This window comes from Streptomyces sp. NPDC051041, from assembly GCF_044456065.1.
Lineage (GTDB): Bacteria > Actinomycetota > Actinomycetes > Streptomycetales > Streptomycetaceae > Streptomyces > Streptomyces glaucus.
Genome location: NZ_JBITFM010000001.1, coordinates 314957 through 339972 on the forward strand (window position 1 = coordinate 314957; position 25016 = coordinate 339972).

Consider the following 25016-nt stretch of genomic DNA (forward strand, 5'->3'; position numbering starts at 1 on the left):
GGGGTGGTTTTTTTTTTTTTTCTTTGTTACCCCGCCCCCCGGCCCCGCCCCCGTTTTTGGGGGGGGGGGGGGGGGGGGCCCCCCCCCCCGCGGGCGGCCGGGGCCCCACGCCGCGGCCCGGGCGCCGCTCGGCGCGGGCTCGTCAGGACGAGGGCTCGTAGTCCTGGCCGAGGACCACCGCGACGTTCGCGTTCGCGGAGATCTCGCCCTTGGTGACGGAGCCGGCGGGCAGGCCCAGGGTCTTGGCGACCTCGGTGGCGTTCTCCTTGTCGGCCGCGTCGGCGTAGGTGACCCGGGACGTGGCCTGGGCGGCGGAGGCGGTGCCGCCCTCCAGGAAGGTGTAGCCGCCGTTGAGGAGCACGACGCGGGCCTTCTCGGTGTTGTCCTTCACACCGCTGGCGTTCCGCACGGAGACCCGGACGGCCGCGTCCGGGTCGGGGCTGTGGGCGGTGCCGCCGAGGACGTCCTTGACGATGCCGTCGCCGGCCTCGGCGCTGAGCGTGCCGTCGTCCTGGACGGGCAGCAGGGCCGTCCGGTAGTCGCCGCCCTTGGCGAGGTCGGCGAGGCCGGCGAGGAAGGCGCCGAGGTCCTTGTCGGTCAGTGACGGGTCGAGGATCTGCCCGAGCGTCTGGACGGTGGTCGTCGCGGCGCCCGGGTCGGAGGTCATCTTGCGCAGCACGCCCTGCATGACCTGGCCGAACCGCTCCAGCTGGGCGTTCTGCGCCTCGCCGGGGGCGCGGTAGGTGGCGTAGGCGACGGCCATCTTGCCGCTGAGGGTCTGGCCCTCGCCCTTGTTCACCAGGGGCGCCCCGCCCTCCTTCCCGGCGTCCGGGTCGGGCACGTCGGCGTCGGTGTCGACGTCGATGTTGCCGACGAGGTCGACGAGGTTCTGCAGGTAGGGCGTGTCCAGTCGCCAGGTGCCCTCGATGTCGGTGCCGAGGGCCGAGTCGAGCGCGTCGCGGGTGCCGTCGGAGCCGTCCTCCTCGACCGACTCGGCGAGTGTGGTGGTGGTGCCGTCGTCGCTGGTCAGAGCCAGGGAATTGGGCAGCAGGACGGTGGTGCCCCGCTTGGTGGTGGTGTTGTCGACGAGCAGCGCGGTGGAGGTGCCGCCCCGCTTGGTGTCGTGCAGGTGGACGACGATCACGTCGCGCTTCTGGGCGCCCGCGGCGGTCGCGGTGCCCGTCCGGGCGCCGGAGGACGAGCCGGGCAGCTTCCCGGCGTACCAGAGGTAGCCGACGCCGCCGGCCGCGGCCAGCGCGAGGACGACGACGAGGGCGACGAGCCGGGTGCGGGCGCGGCGCCGGGCCTCCTCGCGCCGCTCGGTGCGGTTCTCGGTGAACTTCAGCCAGTCGATGACGTCCTCGGAGTCGCCGTCCGGCTCCTCGACGAAGGCGAACTGCTCGGTGCGGTAGTCCGCCTCGGCGGGGTGCTCCGCCTCGGCCGGGCCGGCGCTCCCCGGCTCCTCGGGCGGACCGGCCTGCTGCGGGATGTGGGCGGTCCGCTCGGCGGTCCGGGACTGCCGGCCGTCGGCCGCGGTCTCGCCGTAGGGGTCGTACGGGGTCGCGGCCGCGCCGCCCGCGTGCGGGCCGGCGGCGCCCGGGGCGTAGGGGTCGTACGAGCCGTAGGACGGGTCGTACGGCTGTTCCCGGCCGGTGGTGTCGTAGGGAGCGTACGGCTGGGCCGGCTGCTGGACGCCCGTGGCGTACGGGTCGTACGCGTATCCCTGCTGCCCCTGCTGTACCTGCTGCCCCTGCTGCGCGTACGGGTCGTAGGCCTGGGCCTGGGGCTGCTGTGCCGGGATCTGCCGGTACACCGGCTGGCCGTACTCGTCGTAACCGACGAGTTCGTACTGGTCGCCCCCGTACCCCGCGTCGTATCGGTCGTTCACCGGTGCCCCTCTCGGCTCACTCGCCGCGGTACAGCTCGCGCTTGTCGATGTAGCGCACGACTCCGTCCGGCACCAGATACCAGACGGGTTCGCCCTTGGCGACTCTCGCACGGCAGTCCGTGGAGGAGATGGCCAGCGCGGGGACCTCGACCAGGGAGACGCCGCCCTCCGGCAGGCCGGCGTCGGTCAGGTGGTGCCCGGGACGGGTCACGCCGATGAAGTGCGCGAGGGAGAACAGTTCCTCCGAGTCGCGCCAGGTGAGGATCTGGGCGAGGGCGTCGGCACCGGTGATGAAGAACAGGTCCGTGTCCGGGTTGAGCGCGCGCAGGTCGCGCAGGGTGTCCACGGTGTAGGTGGGGCCGCCGCGGTCGATGTCGATGCGGCTCACCGAGAACTGCGGGTTCTCGGCGGTCGCGATCACCGTCATCAGGTAGCGGTCCTCGGCCGGGGAGACGTCGCGGTGGCTCTTCTGCCACGGCTGCCCGGTCGGGACGAACACCACCTCGTCCAGGTGGAACTGTGCGGCGACCTCGCTGGCCGCCACCAGGTGCCCGTGGTGGATCGGGTCGAAGGTGCCGCCCATGACGCCGAGGCGGCGCCTGCCCGGCGTCGAAGGGCTCCTGCCCGGACCGGTGGCGCGGGCGGGCGCCGGGTGGTGCCGTGTGTCGCTCGGCGTTTCGTTCGCCATGTCGTTCGCCGGACCGGTAGGCATGTCCTGCTCTCCCATGCGTGCAGACCCTACCGGCCCGGCCCGGGGGCTTCGGCCGCCAGTTCCCCTCGGGGCGCCCTCGGAAGGGGGCCCGGGGGGATTCAGCGGTCGCGGTTGAAGCGGGTGGTGATCCACAGCATGAGCAGCAGGATGACGAGCGCGCCGCCGCCGGTGAGGTAGGGGTTGAGGCTCTCGTGGTTGCCGCCGTGCTCCTGGCCCTCGGCGGCGAGGGTGACCAACTGGGCAGCGGTGCTGTGGAAGCTCATCTTCGGCAGGACCTATCGCGTGTGGGCGGTACAAAGACGTCGGCTCATCGTATGCGGGGCTCCCGCGGGGGATCACGCCGACTCCGCCGTTGGCCGGCCGGCGCCCGGGGCGTCCCGGTCGTCCGGCGGCCGGAATCCAGGCCGCCGGGGAACTTTCCGGTCGCGTCAGTCGTCCTTCCGGCTGTAGCCCCGCAGCAGGAACCACGCGGTGAGCACACAGCCCAGCACCATCACGATCAGGACGACGCGGAGCAGGTTCCCCGGCCCTTGCTGTCCGGCGGCGCTCGCCGCCTCGGCGAGCCAGGCGGCGGGATGGTGCTCCATGGCGCGGTCTCCTTCGGTGTACTGCCCGTCCACCGTATCCCCGCCCGGACCGGGCTCCGCTCCGGGGGTGCGAAGGGCCGCACGAGGACCGCAGAGAATCACTCACGCACCTGGGGGAAGACATGTCCGACGGCCACGAGCACACCGGTCGGGGGCACGCGCCGGGCAGGCGGCGCAGGCGCTTCCCCGGGATCTCCTCGCGTGCCTACGAGCATCCGGCCGACCGCTCCGCCCTGGTGGCGCTGCGCAGGCTGAGCGGCTTCGACACGGTGTTCAAGGCCCTGAGCGGTCTGCTGCCCGAGCGCAGTCTGCGGCTGCTGTTCCTGTCCGACTCGGTGCGCGTCTCGGACCAGCAGTTCGCCCACCTGAACGACATGCTCCGGGACGCCTGCCACATCCTGGACCTGGAGAAGGTCCCCCCGATGTACGTCAGCCAGGACCCGCAGCCGAACGCGATGTGCATCGGCCTGGACGAGCCGATCATCGTGGTGACCACGGGCCTCGTCGAACTGCTCGACGAGGGGGAGATGCGGGCGGTCGTCGGGCACGAGGTGGGGCACGCGCTGTCCGGGCACGCGGTCTACCGGACGATCCTGCTGTTCCTGACCAGCCTCGCCGTCCGGGTCGCCTGGATCCCCCTCGGCAACCTCGCCGTCATGGCCGTCGTGACGGCGCTGCGCGAGTGGTTCCGCAAGTCGGAGCTGTCCGCGGACCGCGCGGGCCTGCTGGTCGGCCAGGACCTGCAGGCCTCCCTGCGCGCGCTGATGAAGATCGCGGGCGGGGACCACCTGCACGAGATGAACGTGGACGCGTTCCTGGCGCAGGCCGAGGAGTACGAGGCCGGGGGCGACCTGCGCGACTCCGTGCTGAAGATCCTCAACGTGCTGCCGCGCTCGCACCCGTTCACCACCGTGCGGGCGGCGGAGCTGAGCAAGTGGGCCGCCTCCCGCGACCACCAGCGGATCATGGACGGTCACTACGCGCGGCGCGCGGAGGACAAGGACACCTCGGTCAAGGACGCCTTCCGGGAGTCGGCGAACAGCTACACCACCCACGTCAGGAACTCCAAGGACCCGCTGATGAAGCTGGTCAGCGACCTGGCCGGCGGGGCCGGGGACCTCGGGGACCGGGTACGGCGCGGCTTCGGCGGTTTCGGCGGTTTCGGCGGCTTCACGGGTTCGGGCCCGGGCTCGCGCCCGGCTCCCGAGCCCCCGGACGGGCCGGACGCGTCGGACGGGCCGGGGGGCCCGGACACGCCGGGCGGCCGGCCGACGGGGGACGGCGCCTGACCGCACCCGTGCGCCCGTCTCCCCGGGCGGCAGGGCCCGAGCGGCCGACGGGCTCGCGCCCCTTCGGCCCCGGCACGGACCTCGGCGCCGGACCGCACGCCCCGGCGCCGGCTCACGCCCTCGGCTGGGCGTTCGGGGCCAGGGCGCCGCACAGGGCCGTGACGCCGTCCCTGGCATAGGGGTCGGTGCCGGCGGGGCCGCCCGCCTCGGCGGTCTGGTGCGCGAGCAGGGGCCGCAGGTGGTTCGCGGAGTCCTCGGCGCAGGAGAGCGGCCCGGCCCGGACGTGGGAGAGGACGAGCTGGGCCTGGTGCAGGCGCAGGTCGGTGCGGTCGAAGCGGAACTGCAGCTCGCGCCGGACGGTGAACAGCGACGACTCCGCCTCGTCGTCGCCGGTGGGCCGGAGCGCGTACACGAAGGTGTGGTCGGCGGTGACCTCGAGGGTGGACGAGTCGCTCTCGGCGACCCGCAGTGTGCCGTCGGCGCGGATCTCGCCGTCGGCCAGTTCGGCGCGGGAGGGATCGAAGCGGACCAGCCACCCGGTGGGTGCGTGCCGCCCGTCGGCGGCGGGACGCTCGAAGCTCCGGTCGAACTGGTCGAGCTGGTCGGGGTCGAGGAGGACCCGGACGGAGCGGACCTCGCCGCCGGTGAGCACCTCCGGATCGAGCGCGGACCGGACGATGTAGTCCTTGGCGGTGGTCAGCGCGGTGAGCACCTGATCGTCCGAGAAGTGCGCGGTGCGCCGCGCGGCGGGCAGCGGTACGCCCTCGGCGCCGACGCGGAACTGCGCGGCGGGGCTGTGCGCGTACAGGTACTCGGCATCGGCGGCGCCGGGGACCCTGTCCCGGGGGGCGAGCGGGACGACCGTCATCCGCAGGGGGCCGACGGGTTCCCGGGCGGCGGGGCCCTGGTAGGGGTTGCGTACGCCCATGTAGATCGCGGTGACGAAGGCGAGGGCGATCAGCAGGAACAGGACCAGTGCCTGCCGGGACAGACCCCGGCGCAGGGGCGGACGGCGGCGCACGGCGGGAGCGTGGTCGGCCATGCGCTCCTGGGCGGAGTACTCCTGGAGGCGGGCAGCGCGGACGAACGACTCGTCGAAGACGACGGACCGGTACTCGTCCTCTCCACCTCCGGGGGCGCCCTCGGGTGTCCCCTCGGGTGGGTCTCCAGGCCCTCCCATATCTTCAGAGTAGGTCTCCGGCAGCTCCGGTAAACGCCCTGGTGCACGCCAAGTCCTGACAGGTCCTCACCGGGTTCGCGGGCCGGCGCGGCGGTTCCGGTCAGGGACTGCGGGGGATGACCGAGACGGCCGGCTGGGAGTAGTCGGCGGAGGCCGAGGGGGCCGCCCCGGTGCCCTGCTCCAGGCCGGTCGAGGCGGGCGGCGGGACCTGGTCCCGGCTGTTGCCCGAGGAGGCGCCGCGGTAGACGGCCGCGAAGGCCAGCGCGACCATGCCGATGCCCATCACGAGCGCCAGCATCCAGGCGACGGGGCGGTGCCAGCGGACCTGTCTGCCGTACGGGCCCGGGGCGCCGCGGTGGTCGTCGAGGAGGTCGGGGTCGTCCAGGTCGTCGTCATCGGGATCACGGCCGAAAGCGCCGTACCCGTCGTCGTACCGCTCGCCCCTGCCGTGCGTACGGCGGGCCTCCGCCTCGGCGGCCTCGGCCCTGGCCTGGGCGGCGGCCAGGAGGCGTTCGACGGCGGTCGGCTCGTGGACCGTGGCCGCGCGTACGAAGGCCTCGTCGAAGACCACGGAGGCGAACTCTTCGTCCGACACCCCGCGGTCGTGGTCGTCGTCGGGCATCCAACCGTCGGGAGACGGCGTGCCCCCCACGTCCTCCGGCACGGATCCAGAGTAGACCTGGGGGGTCATTTTGGGCAGACGGTATGGAAATTCATCCGCCTGATGAGACGGTTTTCCCGCGGCTCGCCACGGCCCGGCCCGCTCCCGCGGCCGCCCCGGCCGTCTCAGTGCCGTACGTGCCCGTCCCCGGTGACGATGTACTTCGTGCTCGTCAGTTCCGGCAGGCCCATCGGCCCCCGGGCGTGCAGTTTCTGCGTGGAGATGCCGATCTCGGCGCCGAAGCCGAACTGGCCGCCGTCGGTGAAGCGGGTGGAGGCGTTCACGGCGACCGTGGTGGAGTCGACCAACCGGGTGAAGCGGCGGGCGGCCTGCTGCGAGCGGGTCACGATGGCCTCGGTGTGGCCGGAGGTCCACAGCCGGATGTGCTCCACGGCCTTGTCGAGCGAGTCGACGACCGCGGCGGCGATGTCGTACGACAGGTACTCGGTCTCCCAGTCCTCCGGCACCGCCGCCACGACGGTCGCCCTGGAGTCCTTGGCGTACGCCATCACCCGCTCGTCGGCGTGCACGGTGACCCCGGCGTCCGCGAGGGCGTCCAGGGCGCGGGGCAGGAACTCCGGGGCGATGTCCTGGTGGACGAGGAGCGTCTCGGCGGCGTTGCAGACGCTCACCCGCTGCGCCTTGGAGTTGATCAGGATGTCGACCGCCATGTCGAGGTCGGCGTCGGCGTCGACGTAGACGTGGCAGTTGCCGGTGCCGGTCTCGATGACCGGGACCGTGGACTCCCGGACGACCGTGTTGATCAGCGAGGCGCCGCCGCGCGGGATCAGCACGTCGACCAGGCCGCGGGCGCGCATCAGCTCGCGCACGCTGTCGCGGCTCTCCCCGGGGACGAGCTGGACCGCGTCGGCGGGCAGCCCGGCACCGCCGACGGCGTCCCGCACCACCCGTACGAGCGCGGTGTTCGACCGGTACGCCGAGGACGAGCCGCGCAGCAGCACCGCGTTGCCGGACTTCAGGCACAGGGCGGCGGCGTCGACGGTGACGTTCGGGCGGCCCTCGTAGACGATGCCGACGACGCCGAGCGGGACGCGGACCTGGCGCAGGTCGATGCCGTTGGGGAGGGTGGAGCCGCGGACCACCTCGCCGACCGGGTCGGGCAGCGCGACGACGTCCCGGACGTCGGAGGCGATGGCGCGCACCCGCTCCGGGGTGAGCGTCAGCCGGTCGACGACGGCCTCGCTGGTGCCGGCCTCGCGGGCCTTGGCGACGTCCTCGGCGTTGGCCTCGACGATCTCGCTCGTCCGTACCTCCAGGGCGTCCGCGACGGCGAGCAGCGCGTCGTCCTTCTCCGCCCGGGACAGCGGCGCGAGGGAGGCCGCGGCGGCCTTGGCGTGGTAGGCGGCGCGGGTGACCGGGGACATGGAGTCGTGCGGCAGGAGCGTGGTCATGAGGGAAGGGTAGTGCGCCGGGGAAGCGCGTCCAGCGGTCGTCCCACACCCCGAGACGAGCGCCGCGGAGCCGCCGCGCACCCGGACGGGCCGCCCGTGTCCGGACCAGGCGCCACCGGAGCCACGGCCCCCCTCAGAAGGGGTGGACGCCCACGGGTGTCGCCGGCGAGGGGCAGCACCCCTCGGCGACGCGCTGGTGGTAGGTCGCGCGGTCGACGACCTCCAGGCCGACGATCTCCCAGGGCGGCAGTCCCGCGGTCCGGCGGTGCTCGCCCCACAGGCGCAGGGCGACGGCGGCGGCGTCGTGCAGGTCGCGGGCCTCCTCCCAGTAGCGGATCTCCGCGTGGTCGCCCGCGTACCTGCTGGTCAGCAGGAAGGGATGGTCGTGCGCGAGCTGCTCCAGGGCCCGCCGGACCTCCGCGAGCGGGGCCCTGCGGCCGGAGACGCTGAGCGTGACGTGCCACAGCCGCGGGGTGTCCGCGGAGCCGCCGGGCCGCCGGTCCTCGGTGCCGTCCGCCTCGGCGCCGTCACCGCGCTCGAACCGGTTCCCGGCCGCGACGCTCGTCAGCGTGCGCTCCTCGCCGGCCGCGCGGAAGCCGGTACCACCGCGGGACGCCGGCGCCCCAGGGTGCACTCGTCTCACGACGGCCTCCTTTACGCACAGGCCGACCCAGGGGGTCGGTCGGATCGTGTCCCTGTGACAAAGTTGAGCAGGCCGCGCGCAATCGCGGGGCGGTTTTGCGGAACGTCCACCACCGGTGCGGGGACGTTTCGGTCCATTACGGGTGCAGGATCACCAGGTCGTCCCTGTGTACGACCTCGCGTTCGTACGCGGGGCCCAGCTCGCGGGCCAGCTCCCGGGTCGAGCGGCCGATCAGCCGGGGGATCTCCTTGGCGTCGAAGCCGACGAGCCCGCGGGCCACCGCGCGCCCCTGCCCGTCCCGCAGCTCGACCGGGTCCCCGGCGGTGAAATCGCCCTGCACGGCGGCGATCCCGGCCGGCAGCAGCGACTTGCGGCGCTCCACGACCGCCCGTACGGCGCCGTCGTCCAGGGTCAGCGCCCCCTGCGGGGCGGACGCGTGCTGGAGCCACAGCAGCCGGTCGGCGGACCGCTTGCCGGTGGGGTGGAAGTAGGTGCCGGTGTCCTTGCCGGCCAGGGCGTCGGCGGCGTGGACCGCGCTGGTCAGCACCACGGGGATGCCGGCGGCGGCCGCGATCCGGGCCGCCTCGACCTTGGTGACCATGCCGCCGGTGCCGACGCCGGCCTTGCCGGCGCTGCCGATCTCCACGCCGGCGAGGTCCGCGGGCCCCCGCACCTGGGCGATCCGGGACGTGCCCGGCCTGCCGGGGTCGCCGTCGTACACGCCGTCCACGTCGGACAGCAGCACCAGCAGGTCGGCGCGGACGAGGTGGGCGACGAGGGCGGCGAGCCGGTCGTTGTCGCCGAAGCGGATCTCGTCGGTGGCGACGGTGTCGTTCTCGTTGACGACCGGGAGGGCTCCCATCGCGAGCAGCTTGTCGAGGGTGCGCGAGGCGTTGCGGTGGTGGGCGCGGCGGCTCATGTCGTCGGAGGTGAGCAGCACCTGGCCGACGCGGACGCCGTAGCGGGCGAAGGAGGCGGTGTAGCGGGCGACGAGCAGGCCCTGGCCGACGCTGGCGGCGGCCTGCTGGCGGGCCAGGTCCCTGGGGCGGCGGCGCAGGCCCAGCGGGGCGAGCCCCGCGGCGATCGCGCCGGAGGAGACCAGGACGATCTCCCTCTCCCCGCCGCCGCGGACCTTGGCGAGAACGTCGACGAGCGCGTCCACGCGGTCGGCGTCCAGGCCGCCCGACGCGGTGGTCAGCGACGAGGAGCCGACCTTGACGACGATCCTGCGCGCCTCGTTCACGGCCTGCCGTGCCCCTGACACCTGTGCTCTTTCCCCTCATGTCCGTATGCGCTGCCCCGTCCGCAATCTACGCGAAGGGGACCGCGGGCCGCTCGCCGGTCCAGTCCCCGGACACCCGGACCGTCACCGCCCGCTCACGCTTCGCGTACGGCAAAAAGGTTGTACTGGTTGCTTATAGAAATCAAAGTCCGCACAAACTTATGTTGAACACCGTGCCACCCAAAGATCATCACGTTCGCCGCGCGCGGTCTCCCAAGCGCGTCCTCCTCCGGTCCGGGAAGAGCCCCTACGACGTCGTGCCCGTGGAGCAGGCCCTCCACCGGGACGTCATCGCCACCAACTCCGGCAACCTGATCTTCAGTGACGCCGCTCACAAGATCCTGGAGACACCGGGCACCGAGGTCGTCTCGAACGGCATCCGGACGAACGTGGCCGCGGCGGGCCGGATCAACGAGGAGTACGACGCCTTCGTCGTGCCGCTCGCCAACGCGTTCCGGCCGTCGTTCGAGCCGCAGCTGAAGCGGCTGACCCAGCTGATCGGCAAGCTGCGGATCCCGGTGATCGTGCTGGGGACCGGCGCGCAGACCGGGCTGAACTACGACCCGGCGCGGCTGAAGCCGATCGAGCCCACCGTGCGCGCCTTCGTCTCGGCGGTGCTGGACCGCAGCGCGTCGATCGGGGTGCGGGGCGAGTTCACCGAGAAGTACCTGAAGGACATGGGCTTCCGGGACGTCGAGATCATCGGCTGTCCGTCGCTGTTCCTGTACGGCAAGGAACTGGCCGTGCACAAGCGGCTGCCGGAGCTGACCGCGAACGCGCGGATCGCGATCAACGGCTCGCACAACGCCGTGCAGAAGCAGGGCCTGGACCGGGTGATCGCACGCACCCACGAGCGCTACCCGAACCTGCGCTTCATCGGCCAGAACCTCAGCGACGCCCGGCAGCTGCACTGGCGCGACCTGTCGGACCCCAACGGCCGCGTCACGGCGATGCCGACGCACCCGGACCACCCGATGTACCGGGAGGACAAGGTCCGCGTCTACATCGACCCGATCACCTGGATCGACGACCTGCGCGACTTCGACTTCTCCTTCGGCTCCCGCATCCACGGCAACATCGCGGCGCTGCTGGCGGGCACGCCCGCGACCGTGCTGTGCGGGGACTCGCGGACGCTGGAGCTGTGCCGGTACTTCGAGATCCCGCACCGGCGGATCGACGGGCTGCCCGAGGACGTCGACCCGGCACGGCTGTACGAGGAGGCCGACTTCGGCGCGCTGACGGGCAACCACCGGGAGCGGTTCGAGCGGTTCACGGCCTTCCTGGACAAGAACGGGCTGGAGAACACCTTCACGCACGGCGACGGGGGCGCGGCCTTCGACAAGCGCATGCGGTCGCTGTCCTTCCCGCCGGGCATCCGCCCCTGGATCGACAACGACCCCGCCTCGCTCGGCGCGCGCTTCGGCTGGCTGCACGGCCAGATCACCCAGCTCTCCGCGGACAACGCCAAGCTGAAGCGGGAGCTGGCGCGGGCCAGGGCCGCCGACAGGGCGAGCGCGCCCGGACCTGCCTCGGTGTACCGCCGGGCCAGGCGGGTGGTGGGGCGGCCGCTGCGGCGGGCGCTGCGGGCGAAACGGGGATAGCGGACTCCGGCGCGGAGGGGCCCGCCGGCAGCGGGCTCCCTCCTGTAGCACGGTCCGGTCGCTCCAGGGTTCCGGGACACGCGCGTGTCGTCCGGAGGTCGCCGGGCGTTAACCCGGGCGCCTGTTCTGCGACAACCCTGGAGTGACCGCAGTGCCCGTACCCCTCCCCCACCGGCGCTTCCCGGCGAGGCGCCGCCGCCAGCCCGTACCGGCTCCCGTCGGCGAACCGCCCGCGGCGGGCCGCACCGCGCCGCCGGCCGCGCCGGGGCGGCCCGCCCCGCGGCCCTCGCCCGACGTCCCGGCGAAGGCGCCCGGTCCGCGGCCGTTCCGCCGGCGGGACCTCGGACGGGCGCTCGCCCTGGCGGTGCCGGCGGCCGCCTGCGCCGGGCAGGCCGTGGGGGCGCTCGTCCCGCACGTGCCGCTGCTGCTGGCCGCGACCGCCTGCTCCCTGGCCGCCGAGGGCGTGCTGTACCGGTGGCAGCGCGGCGTGCTGGCGCTGTTCGCCAAGGCGCACGCCGACATCACGGTCCGGCACGTGCTGCGCGACCTGCTGCTCGTCATCGGCCTGCTGCGGCTCGGCGAACACGACCGGGAGCGGGCGTACGCGCCGCTGGTCGCCGCGCTGCTCGCCTGCTACGCGCTGCACTGCGCGATCCAGGCGGTCTGGGTCCTGGTCCGCCGCACCCGCACCCTGCCGGTGGTGACCCGGAACATCGACGCCTCGGCGCTGCGCCTGTCCCCCGCCCCGCCCGTCCTGCTGCGCCGCCCCGGGCGCCGGCTGCTGGTGTTCGGCCTGCCCGCGACGGCCGGGCTGCTGGCCACGGCGGCGACCGGGGCGCCGCGGTACGGCGCCCTGGGCCTCGCCCTCTCCCTCCTCCTCGCGCTGACCGGCCTGGGCGCGCTGCTGCCGCGCCTGCTGCCGGGCCGCCGCCCGGCGGGGGAGCGGGAGGTGCTCGACTGGTTCGACGCGTGGCTGGCCGAGTACCGGCCGACCGTGGGCCTGTACTTCTCCGGCGGGACATCCTCCGCGTACCAGGCGAACATGTGGCTGGAGCCGCTCGCCGGGCTCGACGCCCGGCCGGTCGTCGTCCTGCGGGAGCGCTTCATGGTGCAGCGGATCGCCGCGACCGACATCCCGGTCGTCTGCCTGCCGAAGGTGTCCACCCTGATGCGGCTGGAGCACTCCACGCTCCAGGTCCTCATCCACCCGTCGAACTCCGGCAAGACCTCGCAGGTGCTGCGCATCCCCACGATCAAGCACGCCTTCGTCAACCACGGCGAGAGCGACAAGCTGTCCTCCTGCAATCCGTACGCGAAGGCCTACGACCAGGTGTGGGTGGCCGGTCCGGCGGCGCGCGAGCGGTACGCGCTGGCCGAGGTGGGCGTCGAGGACAAGGACGTGGTGGAGATCGGCCGGCCGCAGCTGGACGCCGTGCGGCCGTACGCGGGCCCGCCGGCCGGCCCGTACACCACGGTGCTGTACGCGCCGACCTGGGAGGGCTGGGACGGCAACCCCGGCAACACCTCGCTGATCGCGGCCGGCGAGAACCTGGTCCGGGCGCTGCTCGCCGACCCGGGCGTACGGCTGCTGTACAAGCCGCATCCGCTGACCGGGTCGGTGGACCCGCGGGCCGGGGCCGCCGATCTGCGCATCCGGGAGCTGATCCGGGCGGCGAACCGGGAGCGGGCGGGGGCCCGGCCGGACGACGGCGGGGAACTGGCCCGGCGCGCGGCGGAGCTGGACCGGCTCACCACGGCCGTCTTCCGGGCCGGCGCCGACCAGGCGGAGCGGATGCTGCTGCAGTCGGCGCCGGAGCCGGGGCGGGCCGAGGCGGTGGCGCGGGCGACGGCCGCCTGGGAGGAGGCGTACTGGGCCTCGCTGCCGGCGGGCGAGCACCAGATCGTCACGGACGCCCGGCCCGCGCTGTACTCCTGCTTCAACCAGGCCGACCTGCTGATCAGCGACGTCTCCAGCGTGATCAGCGACTTCCTGGCGAGCGGGAAGCCGTACGCGGTGGCCAACACCAGCGGCCTGGCGGAGGACGTGTTCCGCGAGACCTTCCCGACGGTGGCGGCGGCGACCGTGCTGACCCCGGACGCGGCCGGGGTGGCCCGGCTGCTGGAGACGGTCCGGCACCCGGAGCGGGACCGGCTCGCCGCGGCGCGGGCCGAGCTGGCGCGCCGTCTGCTGGGACCGGCCGAGCCGCCGTCCCAGCAGCGCTTCGGGCAGGCCGTGCGGGCCCTGTGCGCGGCGGCCCGGGAGCACCGGGCGCGGACGGCGCGGCGGCCGGCCTCGGACATCCCGGGCCAGCGCCAGGAGACGGGGACGCCGCAGCACCGGTAGGCGGTGGCCGGAGCCGCCGGCGGGGACCGGCCGCCCGCGTCCGCGGGCGCCGCCGTCACGCCGCCGCGGCCCGGCCTCCCGGTGCGCCGGCGCGGGACGGCAGTGCGCGGCGGGCCCTGCGGACCGCGCGGCGCAGGAAGGAGTCGACCGGGGTCTCGCGGTAGCCCGGGAAGGCGCGGGCCTCGCGGGGTCCGGCGAGGTAGACCGAGTCGGGGACGCCCGCCGACCGGTCGCGGAAGTGGGGGTAGACGAGGTAGAGGCGGCGGCCGCCCTTCTCCAGCAGGGCGGGGGCCTGCTTCTTGGCCCGGACGAACTCCACGACGTCCTCCAGGAGGTCGGCCCGCTGCTCGGCCACCAGGTGCAGCCGCAGCCGCTCGTGCACCTTCAGGCGGCGGGCGACGCCCTCGGACCAGTAGGCGTCCGTCAGCGGCCTGGCCAGTTCGAGCTTGTGCCGCCGGACCTCCTCGTCGTCCTTGAGGTACCGGGGCCCGAACTGCGGCAGCAGCGTGACGACGAAGGGCCGCACCATGAGCAGGTCGCGCCGGTCCCCGGCGGGGACGTGCTCGGCGATCAGCTCCATCAGGGCGCGCGCGGAGTCGAAGCGCAGGGTGTGACTCCCGCTCTTGGTCACGTGCTTGCCGTCGTCGCGGCCCACCAGGTAGTAGCAGGTGTGGTCGGCGATCACGGAGACGCCGTTCGCCCGCAGGTACGCCTCCATGGTGAACAGCGCGTCCTCGCCGGTGAACAGCGACTCGTCGAACCGCATGCCGTGCCGGGTGAGCAGTTCGCGGCGGAACAGCTTCTGCGCGCTGAGCGTGAACTTGATGTTGGAGGAGAAGACGTCGGTGCGCTCCAGCGTCCTGCCCCACATCGACTTCGGCGCGCTGCGGTTGACGCCCTCGACCCGGCCCAGGACCACGTCCGTGCCGGCCCGGTCGGCCATGGCGACCATCCGCTCCAGCGCCTCGGGGCCGAGCCGGTCGTCGGCGTCGAGGAAGAACACGTAGCGTCCCGCCGCCTTGTCCAGGCCGACGTTGCGCGGCCCGCTGGGGCCGCCGGAGTTCTCCTGCCGGACCACCGTGACCGGCATGGGCGCGCGGGCGGCGAACTCCTCCAGGTACTCCCCCGTCCCGTCGGTCGATCCGTCGTCCACCGCGATGACCTCGATGCGCGTCGGGTCGATGGTCTGCGCCTCGACGGACGCCAGGCACTCGACCAGATACGGCATCGCCTCGTACGCCCCGATGACCACGGAGACATCAGGCTGCGTCACGGTCACGTTTCCCCCTCGTCACGGGGAATTTCCCCCGTATCTCCTCATTCGCTACCCGTTCAGACGGATGATCGAAGGAAGAGGTTGCCCCGGACACACGATCCCGTGATCCACCTCACACGGGGCGGGGTCCGGCACGGGAAAGGGCCCGGCCCCCGGGAGTGATCCTCGGGGGCCGGGCCCTGGGCGGTGCGGGCGGACTCAGCCCGCGGCGACTCCGTCCGCGTCGCCGACCCCCGACGTCCGCTGCCCGGGCAGCGCGTCCGCCAGCTCGACGTCCGGGCCGCCGGCCGTGATCCGGGACTGCTGGCCGAGGTTGCGGGTCTCGGCCTTCAGCGCGAGGTTCGCGACCGCGGTGTTGAACTGGTCGATGGACTTCGGCTCGTCCGGGCCGAGCAGGTACCGCTTCAGCTCCTTGCGGTCCCCGGCCAGCGGGTCGGCGGCGGGGTCGCGGACCGCGGCGAGCAGTCCGCCCAGCTCGGCCGCGCTGTTGGTGAGGATCACCGCGGCGCGCACCGCCGTGTTCTGCCGCTTGAACTCCTCCTCGCCCAGCTCCGCGGAGTCCGTGACCGCGTAGGGCTTGCCGCTCGCGATGAAGTCGGAGACCACGCTGGAGATGTCGGAGACCATCGCGTCGGAGACGTTGAAGCAGTCGTACAGCCGCGGCTCGGCGCCGGTGATGACGCGGTGCTCCCAGCTGGGGAAGGAGCGCCAGTACGCGGTGTTCCACTCGGCGCGCAGCCGGGCGATCTCCTCGTGCCGCCGGACGTCGACGATGCCGTCGCGGGTCAGCTCGGCCTCGTCGCGGCCCTTGTCGCCCACGCCGACCAGGTCGGCGATCCGCGCCTCGATGCGGGTGAGCTCCGCCCTGGCCGCGGCCTGGGCGGCGGCGTCGGCGGTGAAGCGGGGGTCGGCGGCGCGCTCGGCGGCGGCCTTCTCCACCAGGGCGGTGATGCGCTGGTGGGCGGCCTTGGCCTGGGGGCTGCGGGTGCCGGTGAAGGGGTGCGGCTTGTACAGGACGCGCACCGGCGGGTCGGCCGTCACCAGGCGGCGGACGATGTTCTCGCCGGCCAGCAGGATCGAGGTGTTGCCGGGGTTGTCGTCCCAGCCCTCCCAGGTGGGGGCGTACAGGACCGTCGGGATGCGGCCTTCGGGCACGCCCTGCCAGGTCTGGATCGGCGCCAGCTGCGGGCGGCCGACCTCGACGACGTCGTCGTCGCGCACGCCGACGTCGGCGATGGCGTAGCGGTCGCGGCCCGCGCGGCCGGCGGTCCACACCTCGTCGTAGACCTTGCTGAACGGGTTGACGCTGGCGAGCTTGTCGCTGTCGCCGTGGCCGATGAAGACGTGCTTCATGGTGGGCACGCGCAGCAGGTGGATGTTCTTGCCGACGTTCGCCGCGTACAGCGCGACGCGCACCGTGGACAGGTCCATGTTCATCAGGTGCACCCCTCCGGGCACGCAGATGACGGGGACCGTGGTGGGCGCCAGGTTGTTCAGGATGACCCGCTCGCGCAGGATGATCAGCGGCCGGGTGTCCAGCTGCTCCATGGTCTCCAGCCACATGTTGACCTGGTAGGCGGAGTCCTTGGAGCCGGAGAAGTACAGCACCGTCTCCGGCCGGTACGCGCGCAGCCAGTCGTCGACGGCGGCCAGGACGGTCTCGGCCTTCGGCGGGATCCTGCGGCCGCGCACGTACGGCGTCAGCGCCAGCACGTACAGCCCGCCGAGGACCAGCGTGACGCCGATGCCGACGAAGCCGGCGACGGCCGAGCCGGTGGCCGCGGAGACCAGGACGCCGGCGACCGCCGCGAGGTCGAGGTGCAGCATCTTCTCGGCGGAGCGGTGCAGCAGCCGGCGCGGCGGGGCGTCGGGGATGCGGATGCGCGACTTGAGGTCGACGTTGCGGGTGGCGACCGGCATCCGGCGGCGGTTGCGGATCAGGGTGACCAGCGCGCCGTGCGGGGCCTGCAGGCCGTAGAAGGCGATGAAGCAGGCGATCGCCCCGTAGGAGATCAGGTCGTCCGCGAGGGAGAGGCGGGCCAGCAGCAGGATGAGCAGCAGCTGCCGGATCAGGAAGCGGATCGACAGGCCGGCCCGCACCTTGCTGAGGCGGTTGATCAGGTAGCTGCCCTTGCGGTGCAGATAGTGGTCCGCCAGGTACGTCACGGCGGCCGCGGCCGCGAAGGCGGGGACGCTCGGGACGAGCGCGGCCAGCATGAGGCAGGGGAAGCCCAGCATCATGAGGACCGCCGCGGCCAGCTCGGCCGCGCTGCCCACCCGGGCGACGCGAATAGCGGTGGATATCACGGAGAACCTGCTCGTCGGAGGGGATTGCCGGTTTTGTTGTGGAATGCGGCTGCTTTGTGAACGATCTGCGGATGTACGGATTCAGGCCCCGGCGAACACCCGGTTAACGGGCGAACGCAGAGGCCTGAATTACGGAGGTCTAATTACCGTCTTGCCGTCGATATTACATGCCGTTCTGACGGTCCAGCACCGAGGCCAGCGCCTGCTCGAAACCGGAGGCCTTGCCTGCGGCGGCGGTCGGGTCCTGCTGGCGGACGTCGATGACATGGCCGGTCAGCTCGGACAGCAGCACGTCCAGCGAGGTGCGGGCCACGGCCTCGGAGGACAGCAGCGTGCCCGCGGGCTCCTGGCCGAAGGCCTTGGTGCGCATCGGGGTGGCGGTCCGCTCGGGGTTGATGCAGTTGACGCGGATGCCGTCGGCGGCCCACTCGTCGGACAGGGCCTGGGTGAGGTTCACCATCGCGGCCTTGGTCGAGGAGTACAGGCTGTACTCGGCGCGGCCGCGGGTGTAGCTGCTGGAGGTGTACAGCAGCAGCTGGCCCTTGGTCTCGGCCAGGTACTTGTAGGAGGAGCGCGCGATCTGCACCGGGGCCAGGTAGTTGACCTTCAGCGCCTCCTCGATGGTGGCGTTGTCGGTCTCGGCCAGCTTGCCGATGCGCAGCACGCCGGCGGTGTTGACGACGTAGTCGATGCGCCCGGTCTCGGCGTACGCCTTGGACAGCGCGTCGTCGACCTCCTCCGGGTTCTCCACGTGGGTGCCGGTGGTGGAGCGGCCCAGCGCGTACACGGTGGCGCCGTAGGACTCGGCGAGTTCGGCGATGTCCTTGCCGATGCCGTACGAGCCGCCGAAGACCACCAGGGTCCTGCCGGTGAGCAGCTCGCGGTAGGCCTCCTCGCCGTTCTGCTCGGGCGCGGCGGTGGAGGCGAGCTGGAAGAGCTTGTCGGCGATGAAGACGTCGACGGGCTGGGTGACCTTCATGTTGTACTCGTCGCCCGCCACCACGTGGATCGGCACGTCCGGCAGGTACTTGAGCACGACCGAGCAGTCGTCGGTGGCCTGGAAGTTGGGGTCGCCGGAGGCGACCTGGTACGCCCTGCGGATCGTGGACAGCTTGAAGGCCTGCGGGGTCTGGCCGCGGCGCAGGCGGGAGCGGTCCGGGATCTCGGTGATGAACTCGCCGTCCTCGCCGTGGGTGCGGGTGACGATGATGGTGTCCGCGGACGGGATCGCCACGTCGACGGCCTGGTAGCGCTCCAGCGCCGCCACGCAGTCGTCGATGACGCGCTGCGACAGCAGGGGGCGCACGGCGTCGTGGAAGAGGACGTTGAGGTCCTCGCCCTCGGCCAGGCCCTCGCCGAGGGCGGCGATGGCGCGCTCGGTGGTCTCGTTGCGGGTGGCGCCGCCCTCGATGATCCGCGAGACCTTCTTGAACCCGGCCTTCGCGACGATCTTCTCGACGTCCGGCACGTAGCCCGGTGCCATCAGCACGATGACGTCGTCGATCGAGTCGGCCTTCTCGAAGGTGGTCAGGGTGTGCTCGATGACTGCCTTGCCGGCGATCTTCAGCAGCTGCTTGGGGATCGACAGACCCACGCGCTGACCGGTACCGCCGGCCAGGATCACTGCGGTGGTACGGGGCTTGGCTATGTGCTGGGACACAGGTGACCTACCTTGGGGCGACAGGGAACCTGGAAATGGTCCCACTTGTGGTTACCGCAGTGCAAGGTGAGCGTCCTCCACCGCATATGTGCGCGCAACCTGCCATTCACCTTGGTTCCCGGTGACCGGTGAGCCGGTTCCGGGAACGCCCCGCTGATTGCTGTGAGTAACTCCACAGGAATCCGGCATTGCCGAGCGTGACATGAGGACGGCTCAGCGCCGCCGCAGCCGCTTCAGGCAGCGGTGGCCGAGCACCTTGACCAGTTCCCTGGACGGCGTCTGGTGAACGCCGCGCGTCCGGGCGGGTCCGGCCGCCGCCGCGGCCAGCGCCCCGTACAGCGCGCGGGCGGCCGCCTCGGGGGCGAGGCGCGCCCGGCCGGGCGCCGGGTCGGCGGGCGGCGGGGCGAGGGACAGCAGTCCCAGGTCGCCGACGACGCGTACGCCCGTGCCGCCGATCCGCGCGGCCGCCCGGGCGCCGATCGCCGCGGCGGCCTCGACGGCCCAGGCGGGCGTGCCGATCCGCACGTCCTGCGGCGACGGGGCGCACGTGTTCTTCAGGTGCGGAACCGCGCCGTTGCGCACGAGTGCGGAATACAGCTCGTCCGGCAGGCCGTTGCCGCGGAATTCCCGGTTGAGATTCCGCAGCATTTCGGCCTCGGCGAGAGTGAGGGAACGGTTCGCCGTGTCCGGGACGGGCTGCAGGAGGTCCCCGGGCAGTCCGAGCAGCGCCTCGAAGGTGCGCATCAGGGCGTCCCGGTCGCGGTCGTCGACCACGACGACGGTGACCCGGTCCGGGCCGACGACCCGGGCCCACCGCTCGATGAGCCGGTCGTGCCGGTGACGGTGCCAGAAGGTGGGGGTGGGCTTCTCGTACGGGGGCTTTCGGAGCATGTGCTCCAGCCACTCCTCGTAGCCCATGCGCAGCCCGTTCTGCACGTACTGCTGCCACTGGGAGGGCATGATCCGCGTCAGCGGACGCAGGGTGACCAGGACGTGCACCCGGTCGCCGCCGAGCTGCCCGACGATCCGCGCGACGGTCGCCTCGTCCCCGGCGTCGGCGAAGAACTCGCTGCTGACCACCGAGGTGCGTTCGCCGGTGGCCGCCACCTGGTCGAGCAGCCGCTTCCAGTGCCGGTCGGTCGGCACGGTGTCGCCCATCATCGCGGGCCGGGCACAGGCGGCCAGCACGGCCTCCATGGGGTGCCTGCTGTGCGCCGGGAACTCCACGCCGTACGCCGGCATCCGGTCCCTGGCCGCGAACAGCGCGCCCTGGACGGCGGTGGTCCCGGTCTTGTGCGGGCCGATGTGCAGCAGCCGGGTGCCGGCGGGCAGCGGGGCGGCGCCGGCGCTCACCGGTGCTTGGTCTCTCGTGCGGTCCGTCTCCATGGTCACGGGACGGTAGGAGACGTCGCTGAGGAAGCGCTGAGAGGAGCCTGGGACGCGGATGAGTCCCAGGCTCCCCCCGGGCGAGGTCACCCGGACCGCGCCCGCGTCAGACGAGTTCGACGCCGGGCCTGCCCGCCTCCACCCGCAGCCGGGCCAGCGTGCTCGGCGTCGCCGTCGGCCGCCGCACCGTGTCCACGATCCGCACCTGGGCGTCGATGCCGTCCCGGCGGACGTCGAAGAGGTGGTAGCCGCGGTGGGCGTCGAGCAGCTTCCAGTGCGGGTTGTCCGCCCTGCGCGGGTCCCACTCCCTGCGGAAGGCGTCCTGGTCCTGGTCGCCGTTGCTGGAGATGGAGGTGCCGACGAACTCGGCGCCGACGACGGCGGAGTCCGGGTCGGCGAAGTCCTCCTTCAGGTCGCTGATCATCGTCAGGTGGCGGTCGCCGGTGAGCACGACCGGGTTGCGGACCTGCTTGAACTCCTCGAGGAACTGGTTGCGTTCGACCTGGTAGCCGTCCCAGGCGTCGTAGAACCACTGCTTGCCCTCGCCGACCAGCAGATCGGTCTCGGCCATCATGATCTGCGAGGCGACCAGGTTCCAGCGGGCGGGCGAGCGGCGCAGTCCGTCCAGCAGCCACTGCTTCTGCCGGGCGCCGAGCATGGTGAGCTTCGGGTCCTGGGCGCCGGCCTGGCTGGTGGCCTGGTCGCTGCGGTACTGCCGGGTGTCGAGGACGTTGAGCCGGGCCAGGCGGCCGAACTCCAGGCGGCGGTACATCCGGATGTGCGGGCCGTTCGGGACGGCGGTGGCGCGGACCGGCATGTGCTCGTAGTACGCCTGGTAGGCCGCGGTCAGCCGGGCCGTGAACGCGTCGTGCGGCTGCTTGTCGGGGTCCTGCGGGATCTCGCCGGCGAAGTCGTTGTCGACCTCGTGGTCGTCGAAGGTGACGACGAAGGGCGCGCTCGCGTGCATCGCCGCCAGGTCCGGGTCGGTGCGGTACTGGGCGTACCGGTTGCGGTACTGGGCCAGGGAGTACGGCTCGCCGGTGCCCTCGTGGCGGCGCACGGCCGTCGCCGACGGGGTGGACTCGTAGATGTAGTCGCCGACGAACAGCACGATGTCCGGGTCCTGGTCCAGCATGTCGGCGTACGGCGTGAACCAGCCGTGCTGCCAGTTCTGGCAGGAGGCGAGCGCGATCCGCAGGGTGCCGCCGGAGCGGTGCCGGTGGGGCGCGGTGCGGGTGCGGCCGACGGGCGAGAGCTGTCCGCCGGTGCGGAAGCGGTACCAGTACGTACGGTCCGGGCGCAGGCCGCGCGCGTCCACGTGCACGCTGTGCCCGTACTCGGGCCGGGCCTGGGCGGTGCCCCGGCGGACGACCTTCCGGAACCGGGCGTCCTCGGCGACCTGCCACTCCACCGGCACGGCCCGGTCGGGCATGCCGCCGCCGTTCAGCGGGTCGGGGGCGAGTCTGGTCCACAGCACGACGCCGTCCGGCAGCGGGTCGCCGGAGGCGACACCGAGGCTGAACACGCCGTCGGGCAGCGGGGTTTCGGCGGCGCGGGCGGCGTTCGGCAGCCACAGCTGGGCGGAGGCCGCGGCCCCGACCACCGCGGCACCGGCGGTCAGAAAGCGGCGACGGTCGGGCGATACGGCCCCGTTCTCTCCGGTCATCGGCGAACTCCCTTGCCTCGCTGGCCTCTTGCGAACACTGCGAAGCTCGCCGCCCGGACGGTCCGCCCGCTGAACACCGGGCCTCGCGTGCATGACAAGTAGGCAGACAACAGGAGACCCGTTGCGGCACGGGAACAGCACGACGAACGGGTTCTTGCCGCAACGGGTCCTACGGACCCTCAGTGTCCGCCGGTGACGGAGCCGTTCAGCAGGCGAATCCCGGCCCGAGCCGCGCGCCGGTCCCGGTGGTGCCGAGAACGGTGCGGCCGCCCTCGGCGCGGTGGGTGACGAGGTCGCTGCCGTACCCGTCGACGGCCCGGCCGACCACGATGCCGACGCCGTCGGCGTTCACGTCCCCGGGGTCCCGCCGCCCTGCAGCCCGGCGCCGTCGGCGTCGAGGACACGGGCGTACGGCGTGAGGCCGGCGCGGCTGCCCGGCCGGTACACGACCCGCCGGGCGTCGTACTCGTCGCCGTCGGGGTCCGGCCGCGATCCCGCCGGGGCGGCCGCGATCCCGCCGGGGCGGCCTCGGACCGGGCGGCGCGGCGGCGAGCGCGGCGAGCAGCGCCGTGGCGACGACGAGCGCCGCGCGGCGCGTTCTCGGCAGCGGGGACCGGAACGGGCGGGACACGTCCGCTCCGGGGACCGGCACGGCAGTCGGCTGCGCGGAGGAGCAAGCCACTCCTCCTCGCCGCCTGATGCGACTCCCCGGAGAACCGGCCGGCCGCCCTGGCGTGCGCCGGGGCTTTCCCCGGCGTCAGCCGACGTGCCCCGGCGTCAACCGGCGTGCCCGGCGCCGGCGCGCCGCCCGCCCGGTGTCCGTCAGAACGGCTCGAAGCCGTCGAACTCCCGCTCCGCCTCGTCCCGTTCCGCCTGCCGGTCCCGGCGCCGCTGCGCCGCGGGGCGGGGCGCCTCGAACCGGTGGTCCTCACCGCGCCGGCCCAGCATCTCCGCGCCGGCCGTCACGGACGGCTCCCAGTCGAAGACGACGGCGTTCTCCTCGGGCCCGATCGCGACCCCGTCGCCGGCCCGGGCGCCCGCCTTCATCAGCTCCTCCTCGACACCGAGCCGGTTGAGCCGGTCCGCGAGGTAGCCGACGGCCTCGTCGTTGTTGAAGTCGGTCTGCCGCACCCACCGCTCGGGCTTCTCGCCGCGCACCCGGAACAGCGGCTCGCCGCCGGCCTCCTCGCGCGTCACCGTGAAGCCCGCGTCGTCGACGGCCTTGGGCCGGATCACGATCCGCGTGGCCTCTTCCCTCGGCTTGGCGGCCCGCGCCTTCGCCACCAGTTCGGCCAGCGCGTACGACAGTTCCTTCAGCCCGATGTGCGCCACCGCCGAGACCTCGAAGACGCGGTAGCCCCGGGCCTGGAGGTCGGGCCGCACCATGTCGGCCAGGTCCTTGCCGTCCGGTACGTCGATCTTGTTCAGGACCACGATCCGCGGCCGGTCGTCGAGGCCGCCGTACTGCCGCAGCTCCTCCTCGATCACGTCGAGGTCGGAGACGGGGTCGCGGTCGGACTCCAGGGTGGCGGTGTCCAGCACGTGCACGAGCACGCTGCACCGTTCCACGTGCCGCAGGAACTCCAGGCCCAGTCCCTTGCCCTGGCTGGCGCCCGGGATCAGCCCCGGCACGTCCGCGATCGTGTACACGGTCGAGCCGGCCGTCACCACGCCCAGGTTCGGCACGAGGGTGGTGAACGGGTAGTCGGCGATCTTCGGCTTGGCGGCGGACAGCACGGAGATCAGGGACGACTTGCCCGCGCTCGGGTAGCCGACCAGCGCCACGTCGGCGACGGTCTTCAGCTCCAGGACGATGTCCTGCACGTCCCCCGGCTCGCCGAGCAGCGCGAATCCGGGCGCCTTGCGCCGCGCGGAGGCCAGCGCCGCGTTGCCGAGCCCGCCCCGGCCGCCCTGGGCGGCGACGTACGACGTGCCGTGGCCGACCAGGTCGGCGAGGACGTTGCCCGCCCGGTCGAGGACGACGGTGCCGTCCGGCACGGGCAGGACGAGGTCCTGGCCGTCCTTGCCGGAGCGGTTGCCGCCCTCGCCGGGCTTGCCGTTGGTGGCCTTGCGGTGCGGGGAGTGGTGGTAGTCGAGCAGGGTGGTCACGGACTGGTCGACGGTGAGGATCACATCGCCACCGCGGCCGCCGTTGCCGCCGTCCGGGCCGCCGAGCGGCTTGAACTTCTCCCGGTGCACGGAGGCACAGCCGTGGCCTCCGTTACCCGCGGCGACATGGAGCTCGACGCGGTCCACGAAGGTGGTCATGGTTCGGTGCCTCCAGTTGGATACGGGGTGTCTCTTCGGTAACACGCGAAAGGCGGACCTGCTTCCCGTACGGGAAGTGAGGTCCGCCTCGCGAAACGTTCGGTCAGGCGACCGGAACGATGTTCACGACCTTGCGGCCGCGGTTGGTGCCGAACTGCACCGCACCGGCCTGCAGCGCGAACAGCGTGTCGTCGCCGCCGCGGCCGACGCCGGCGCCCGGGTGGAAGTGGGTGCCGCGCTGGCGGACGAGGATCTCACCGGCGTTGACGACCTGACCGCCGAAGCGCTTCACGCCGAGCCGCTGGGCGTTGGAGTCGCGACCGTTCCGGGTGGACGATGCGCCCTTCTTGTGTGCCATCTGTTCTCAGTCCCTTACTTCGCAGCCGTGGGGATCTCAGTGACCTTGATCGCCGTGTACTGCTGGCGGTGGCCCTGACGACGACGGTAGCCGGTCTTGTTCTTGTAGCGCAGAATGTCGATCTTCTGGCCCTTGTGGTGGTCCACGACCTCGGCCTGGACCTTGATGCCGGCCAGCACCCACGGGTCGCTGGTCACGGAGTCGCCGTCGACAACGAGCAGGGTCGAGAGCTCGACCGTGTCGCCGACCTTGGCGGTGGAAATCTTGTCAACCTCGACGATGTCGCCGACAGCAACCTTGTGCTGACGACCACCGCTGCGCACGATCGCGTACACGCGGAACTCACTCTCTCGCTCGTGGGAACGGCACCCCCGCAGGCCAGCCGCCCGGCACAGCGGACGGCCTCTCCCGGCCAACCCTGTGCCCGGGAGGAAGAGGTTTACGGGGATGTGGCGTGTCAGGGGACACGCCGACGGTCAAGGGTACGGGCCCGCTG

Annotated in this window: 21 protein-coding genes; 3 read left to right on the plus strand and 18 right to left on the minus strand. The window is 72.8% G+C overall.

The annotated features are described in order from the left end of the window. Window positions 1–142: 142 nt before the first annotated feature. The 4 genes from ACIBAI_RS01430 to ACIBAI_RS01445 all read right to left on the minus strand — a co-directional run bounded on the left by ACIBAI_RS01430 (window position 143) and on the right by ACIBAI_RS01445 (window position 3187). Window positions 143–1888 carry an LCP family protein gene (locus ACIBAI_RS01430; protein WP_399030360.1) on the minus strand — a complete coding sequence of 582 codons (1746 nt, stop codon included), beginning with the start codon at window positions 1886–1888 and terminating at the stop codon, window positions 143–145. 16 nt (window positions 1889–1904) lie between these two features. Next, complete coding sequence (gene nadD, locus ACIBAI_RS01435) at window positions 1905–2615, minus strand: nicotinate-nucleotide adenylyltransferase (protein ID WP_399030361.1); 711 nt, start codon at window positions 2613–2615, stop codon at window positions 1905–1907. An 83-nt stretch (window positions 2616–2698) separates the two neighbouring features. Next, window positions 2699–2863 (minus strand): hypothetical protein, encoded by a 165-nt coding sequence (locus tag ACIBAI_RS01440; protein WP_399030362.1) that lies wholly within the window; start codon window positions 2861–2863, stop codon window positions 2699–2701. 165 nt (window positions 2864–3028) lie between these two features. Then, on the minus strand, window positions 3029–3187 hold the full coding sequence (locus ACIBAI_RS01445) for a hypothetical protein (RefSeq protein WP_399030364.1): 159 nt from the start codon (window positions 3185–3187) through the stop codon (window positions 3029–3031). A 122-nt stretch (window positions 3188–3309) separates the two neighbouring features. On the opposite strand from ACIBAI_RS01445, the gene ACIBAI_RS01450 reads away from it, so the two are divergent. Continuing rightward, window positions 3310–4476: a M48 family metallopeptidase gene (locus ACIBAI_RS01450; RefSeq protein ID WP_399030365.1), complete on the plus strand. Its 1167-nt coding sequence runs from the start codon at window positions 3310–3312 to the stop codon at window positions 4474–4476. A 112-nt stretch (window positions 4477–4588) separates the two neighbouring features. Here ACIBAI_RS01450 and ACIBAI_RS01455 read toward each other — a convergent pair whose 3' ends face one another. The 5 genes from ACIBAI_RS01455 to proB all read right to left on the minus strand — a co-directional run bounded on the left by ACIBAI_RS01455 (window position 4589) and on the right by proB (window position 9636). After that, entirely contained in the window at window positions 4589–5656 is a 1068-nt protein-coding gene (locus ACIBAI_RS01455; RefSeq protein WP_399030366.1) for a hypothetical protein, read from the minus strand. Between the two features lie 100 nt (window positions 5657–5756). Next, window positions 5757–6347 (minus strand): hypothetical protein, encoded by a 591-nt coding sequence (locus ACIBAI_RS01460; RefSeq protein ID WP_399030367.1) that lies wholly within the window; start codon window positions 6345–6347, stop codon window positions 5757–5759. A 95-nt stretch (window positions 6348–6442) separates the two neighbouring features. Beyond that, the gene (locus tag ACIBAI_RS01465; protein WP_399030368.1) at window positions 6443–7729 is read right to left on the minus strand and encodes a glutamate-5-semialdehyde dehydrogenase; all 1287 of its coding nucleotides are present in this window, start codon (window positions 7727–7729) and stop codon (window positions 6443–6445) included. A gap of 133 nt (window positions 7730–7862) precedes the next feature. Next, window positions 7863–8363: a hypothetical protein gene (locus ACIBAI_RS01470; RefSeq protein WP_399030715.1), complete on the minus strand. Its 501-nt coding sequence runs from the start codon at window positions 8361–8363 to the stop codon at window positions 7863–7865. A gap of 145 nt (window positions 8364–8508) precedes the next feature. Continuing rightward, on the minus strand, window positions 8509–9636 hold the full coding sequence (gene proB / locus ACIBAI_RS01475) for a glutamate 5-kinase (protein ID WP_399030370.1): 1128 nt from the start codon (window positions 9634–9636) through the stop codon (window positions 8509–8511). A gap of 179 nt (window positions 9637–9815) precedes the next feature. On the opposite strand from proB, the gene ACIBAI_RS01480 reads away from it, so the two are divergent. Further along, on the plus strand, window positions 9816–11255 hold the full coding sequence (locus ACIBAI_RS01480; RefSeq protein WP_399030371.1) for a polysaccharide pyruvyl transferase family protein: 1440 nt from the start codon (window positions 9816–9818) through the stop codon (window positions 11253–11255). 364 nt (window positions 11256–11619) lie between these two features. Beyond that, window positions 11620–13599, plus strand: a complete 1980-nt coding sequence (locus ACIBAI_RS01485; protein WP_399030716.1) for a hypothetical protein — start codon at window positions 11620–11622, stop codon at window positions 13597–13599. Between the two features lie 55 nt (window positions 13600–13654). On the opposite strand, the gene ACIBAI_RS01490 is transcribed toward ACIBAI_RS01485, so the two are convergent. The 9 genes from ACIBAI_RS01490 to rplU all read right to left on the minus strand — a co-directional run bounded on the left by ACIBAI_RS01490 (window position 13655) and on the right by rplU (window position 24855). After that, entirely contained in the window at window positions 13655–14878 is a 1224-nt protein-coding gene (locus ACIBAI_RS01490; RefSeq protein WP_399030372.1) for a glycosyltransferase family 2 protein, read from the minus strand. A 195-nt stretch (window positions 14879–15073) separates the two neighbouring features. Continuing rightward, window positions 15074–17182: a hypothetical protein gene (locus ACIBAI_RS01495; RefSeq protein WP_399030373.1), complete on the minus strand. Its 2109-nt coding sequence runs from the start codon at window positions 17180–17182 to the stop codon at window positions 15074–15076. A 163-nt stretch (window positions 17183–17345) separates the two neighbouring features. Next, window positions 17346–18842: a D-ribitol-5-phosphate cytidylyltransferase gene (locus ACIBAI_RS01500; RefSeq protein WP_399030374.1), complete on the minus strand. Its 1497-nt coding sequence runs from the start codon at window positions 18840–18842 to the stop codon at window positions 17346–17348. A gap of 213 nt (window positions 18843–19055) precedes the next feature. Beyond that, on the minus strand, window positions 19056–20228 hold the full coding sequence (locus tag ACIBAI_RS01505; RefSeq protein WP_399030717.1) for a hypothetical protein: 1173 nt from the start codon (window positions 20226–20228) through the stop codon (window positions 19056–19058). Window positions 20229–20334: 106 nt separating this feature from the next. Continuing rightward, entirely contained in the window at window positions 20335–21894 is a 1560-nt protein-coding gene (locus ACIBAI_RS01510) for an alkaline phosphatase D family protein (RefSeq protein ID WP_399030375.1), read from the minus strand. A gap of 205 nt (window positions 21895–22099) precedes the next feature. Further along, window positions 22100–22246: a hypothetical protein gene (locus ACIBAI_RS01515; RefSeq protein ID WP_399030377.1), complete on the minus strand. Its 147-nt coding sequence runs from the start codon at window positions 22244–22246 to the stop codon at window positions 22100–22102. Window positions 22247–22716: 470 nt separating this feature from the next. After that, entirely contained in the window at window positions 22717–24162 is a 1446-nt protein-coding gene (gene obgE / locus ACIBAI_RS01520) for a GTPase ObgE (protein WP_399030379.1), read from the minus strand. 103 nt (window positions 24163–24265) lie between these two features. Further along, complete coding sequence (gene rpmA / locus ACIBAI_RS01525) at window positions 24266–24520, minus strand: 50S ribosomal protein L27 (RefSeq protein ID WP_344602069.1); 255 nt, start codon at window positions 24518–24520, stop codon at window positions 24266–24268. Window positions 24521–24534: 14 nt separating this feature from the next. Further along, window positions 24535–24855 carry a 50S ribosomal protein L21 gene (rplU, locus tag ACIBAI_RS01530; protein WP_004001309.1) on the minus strand — a complete coding sequence of 107 codons (321 nt, stop codon included), beginning with the start codon at window positions 24853–24855 and terminating at the stop codon, window positions 24535–24537. Window positions 24856–25016: the final 161 nt, after the last annotated feature.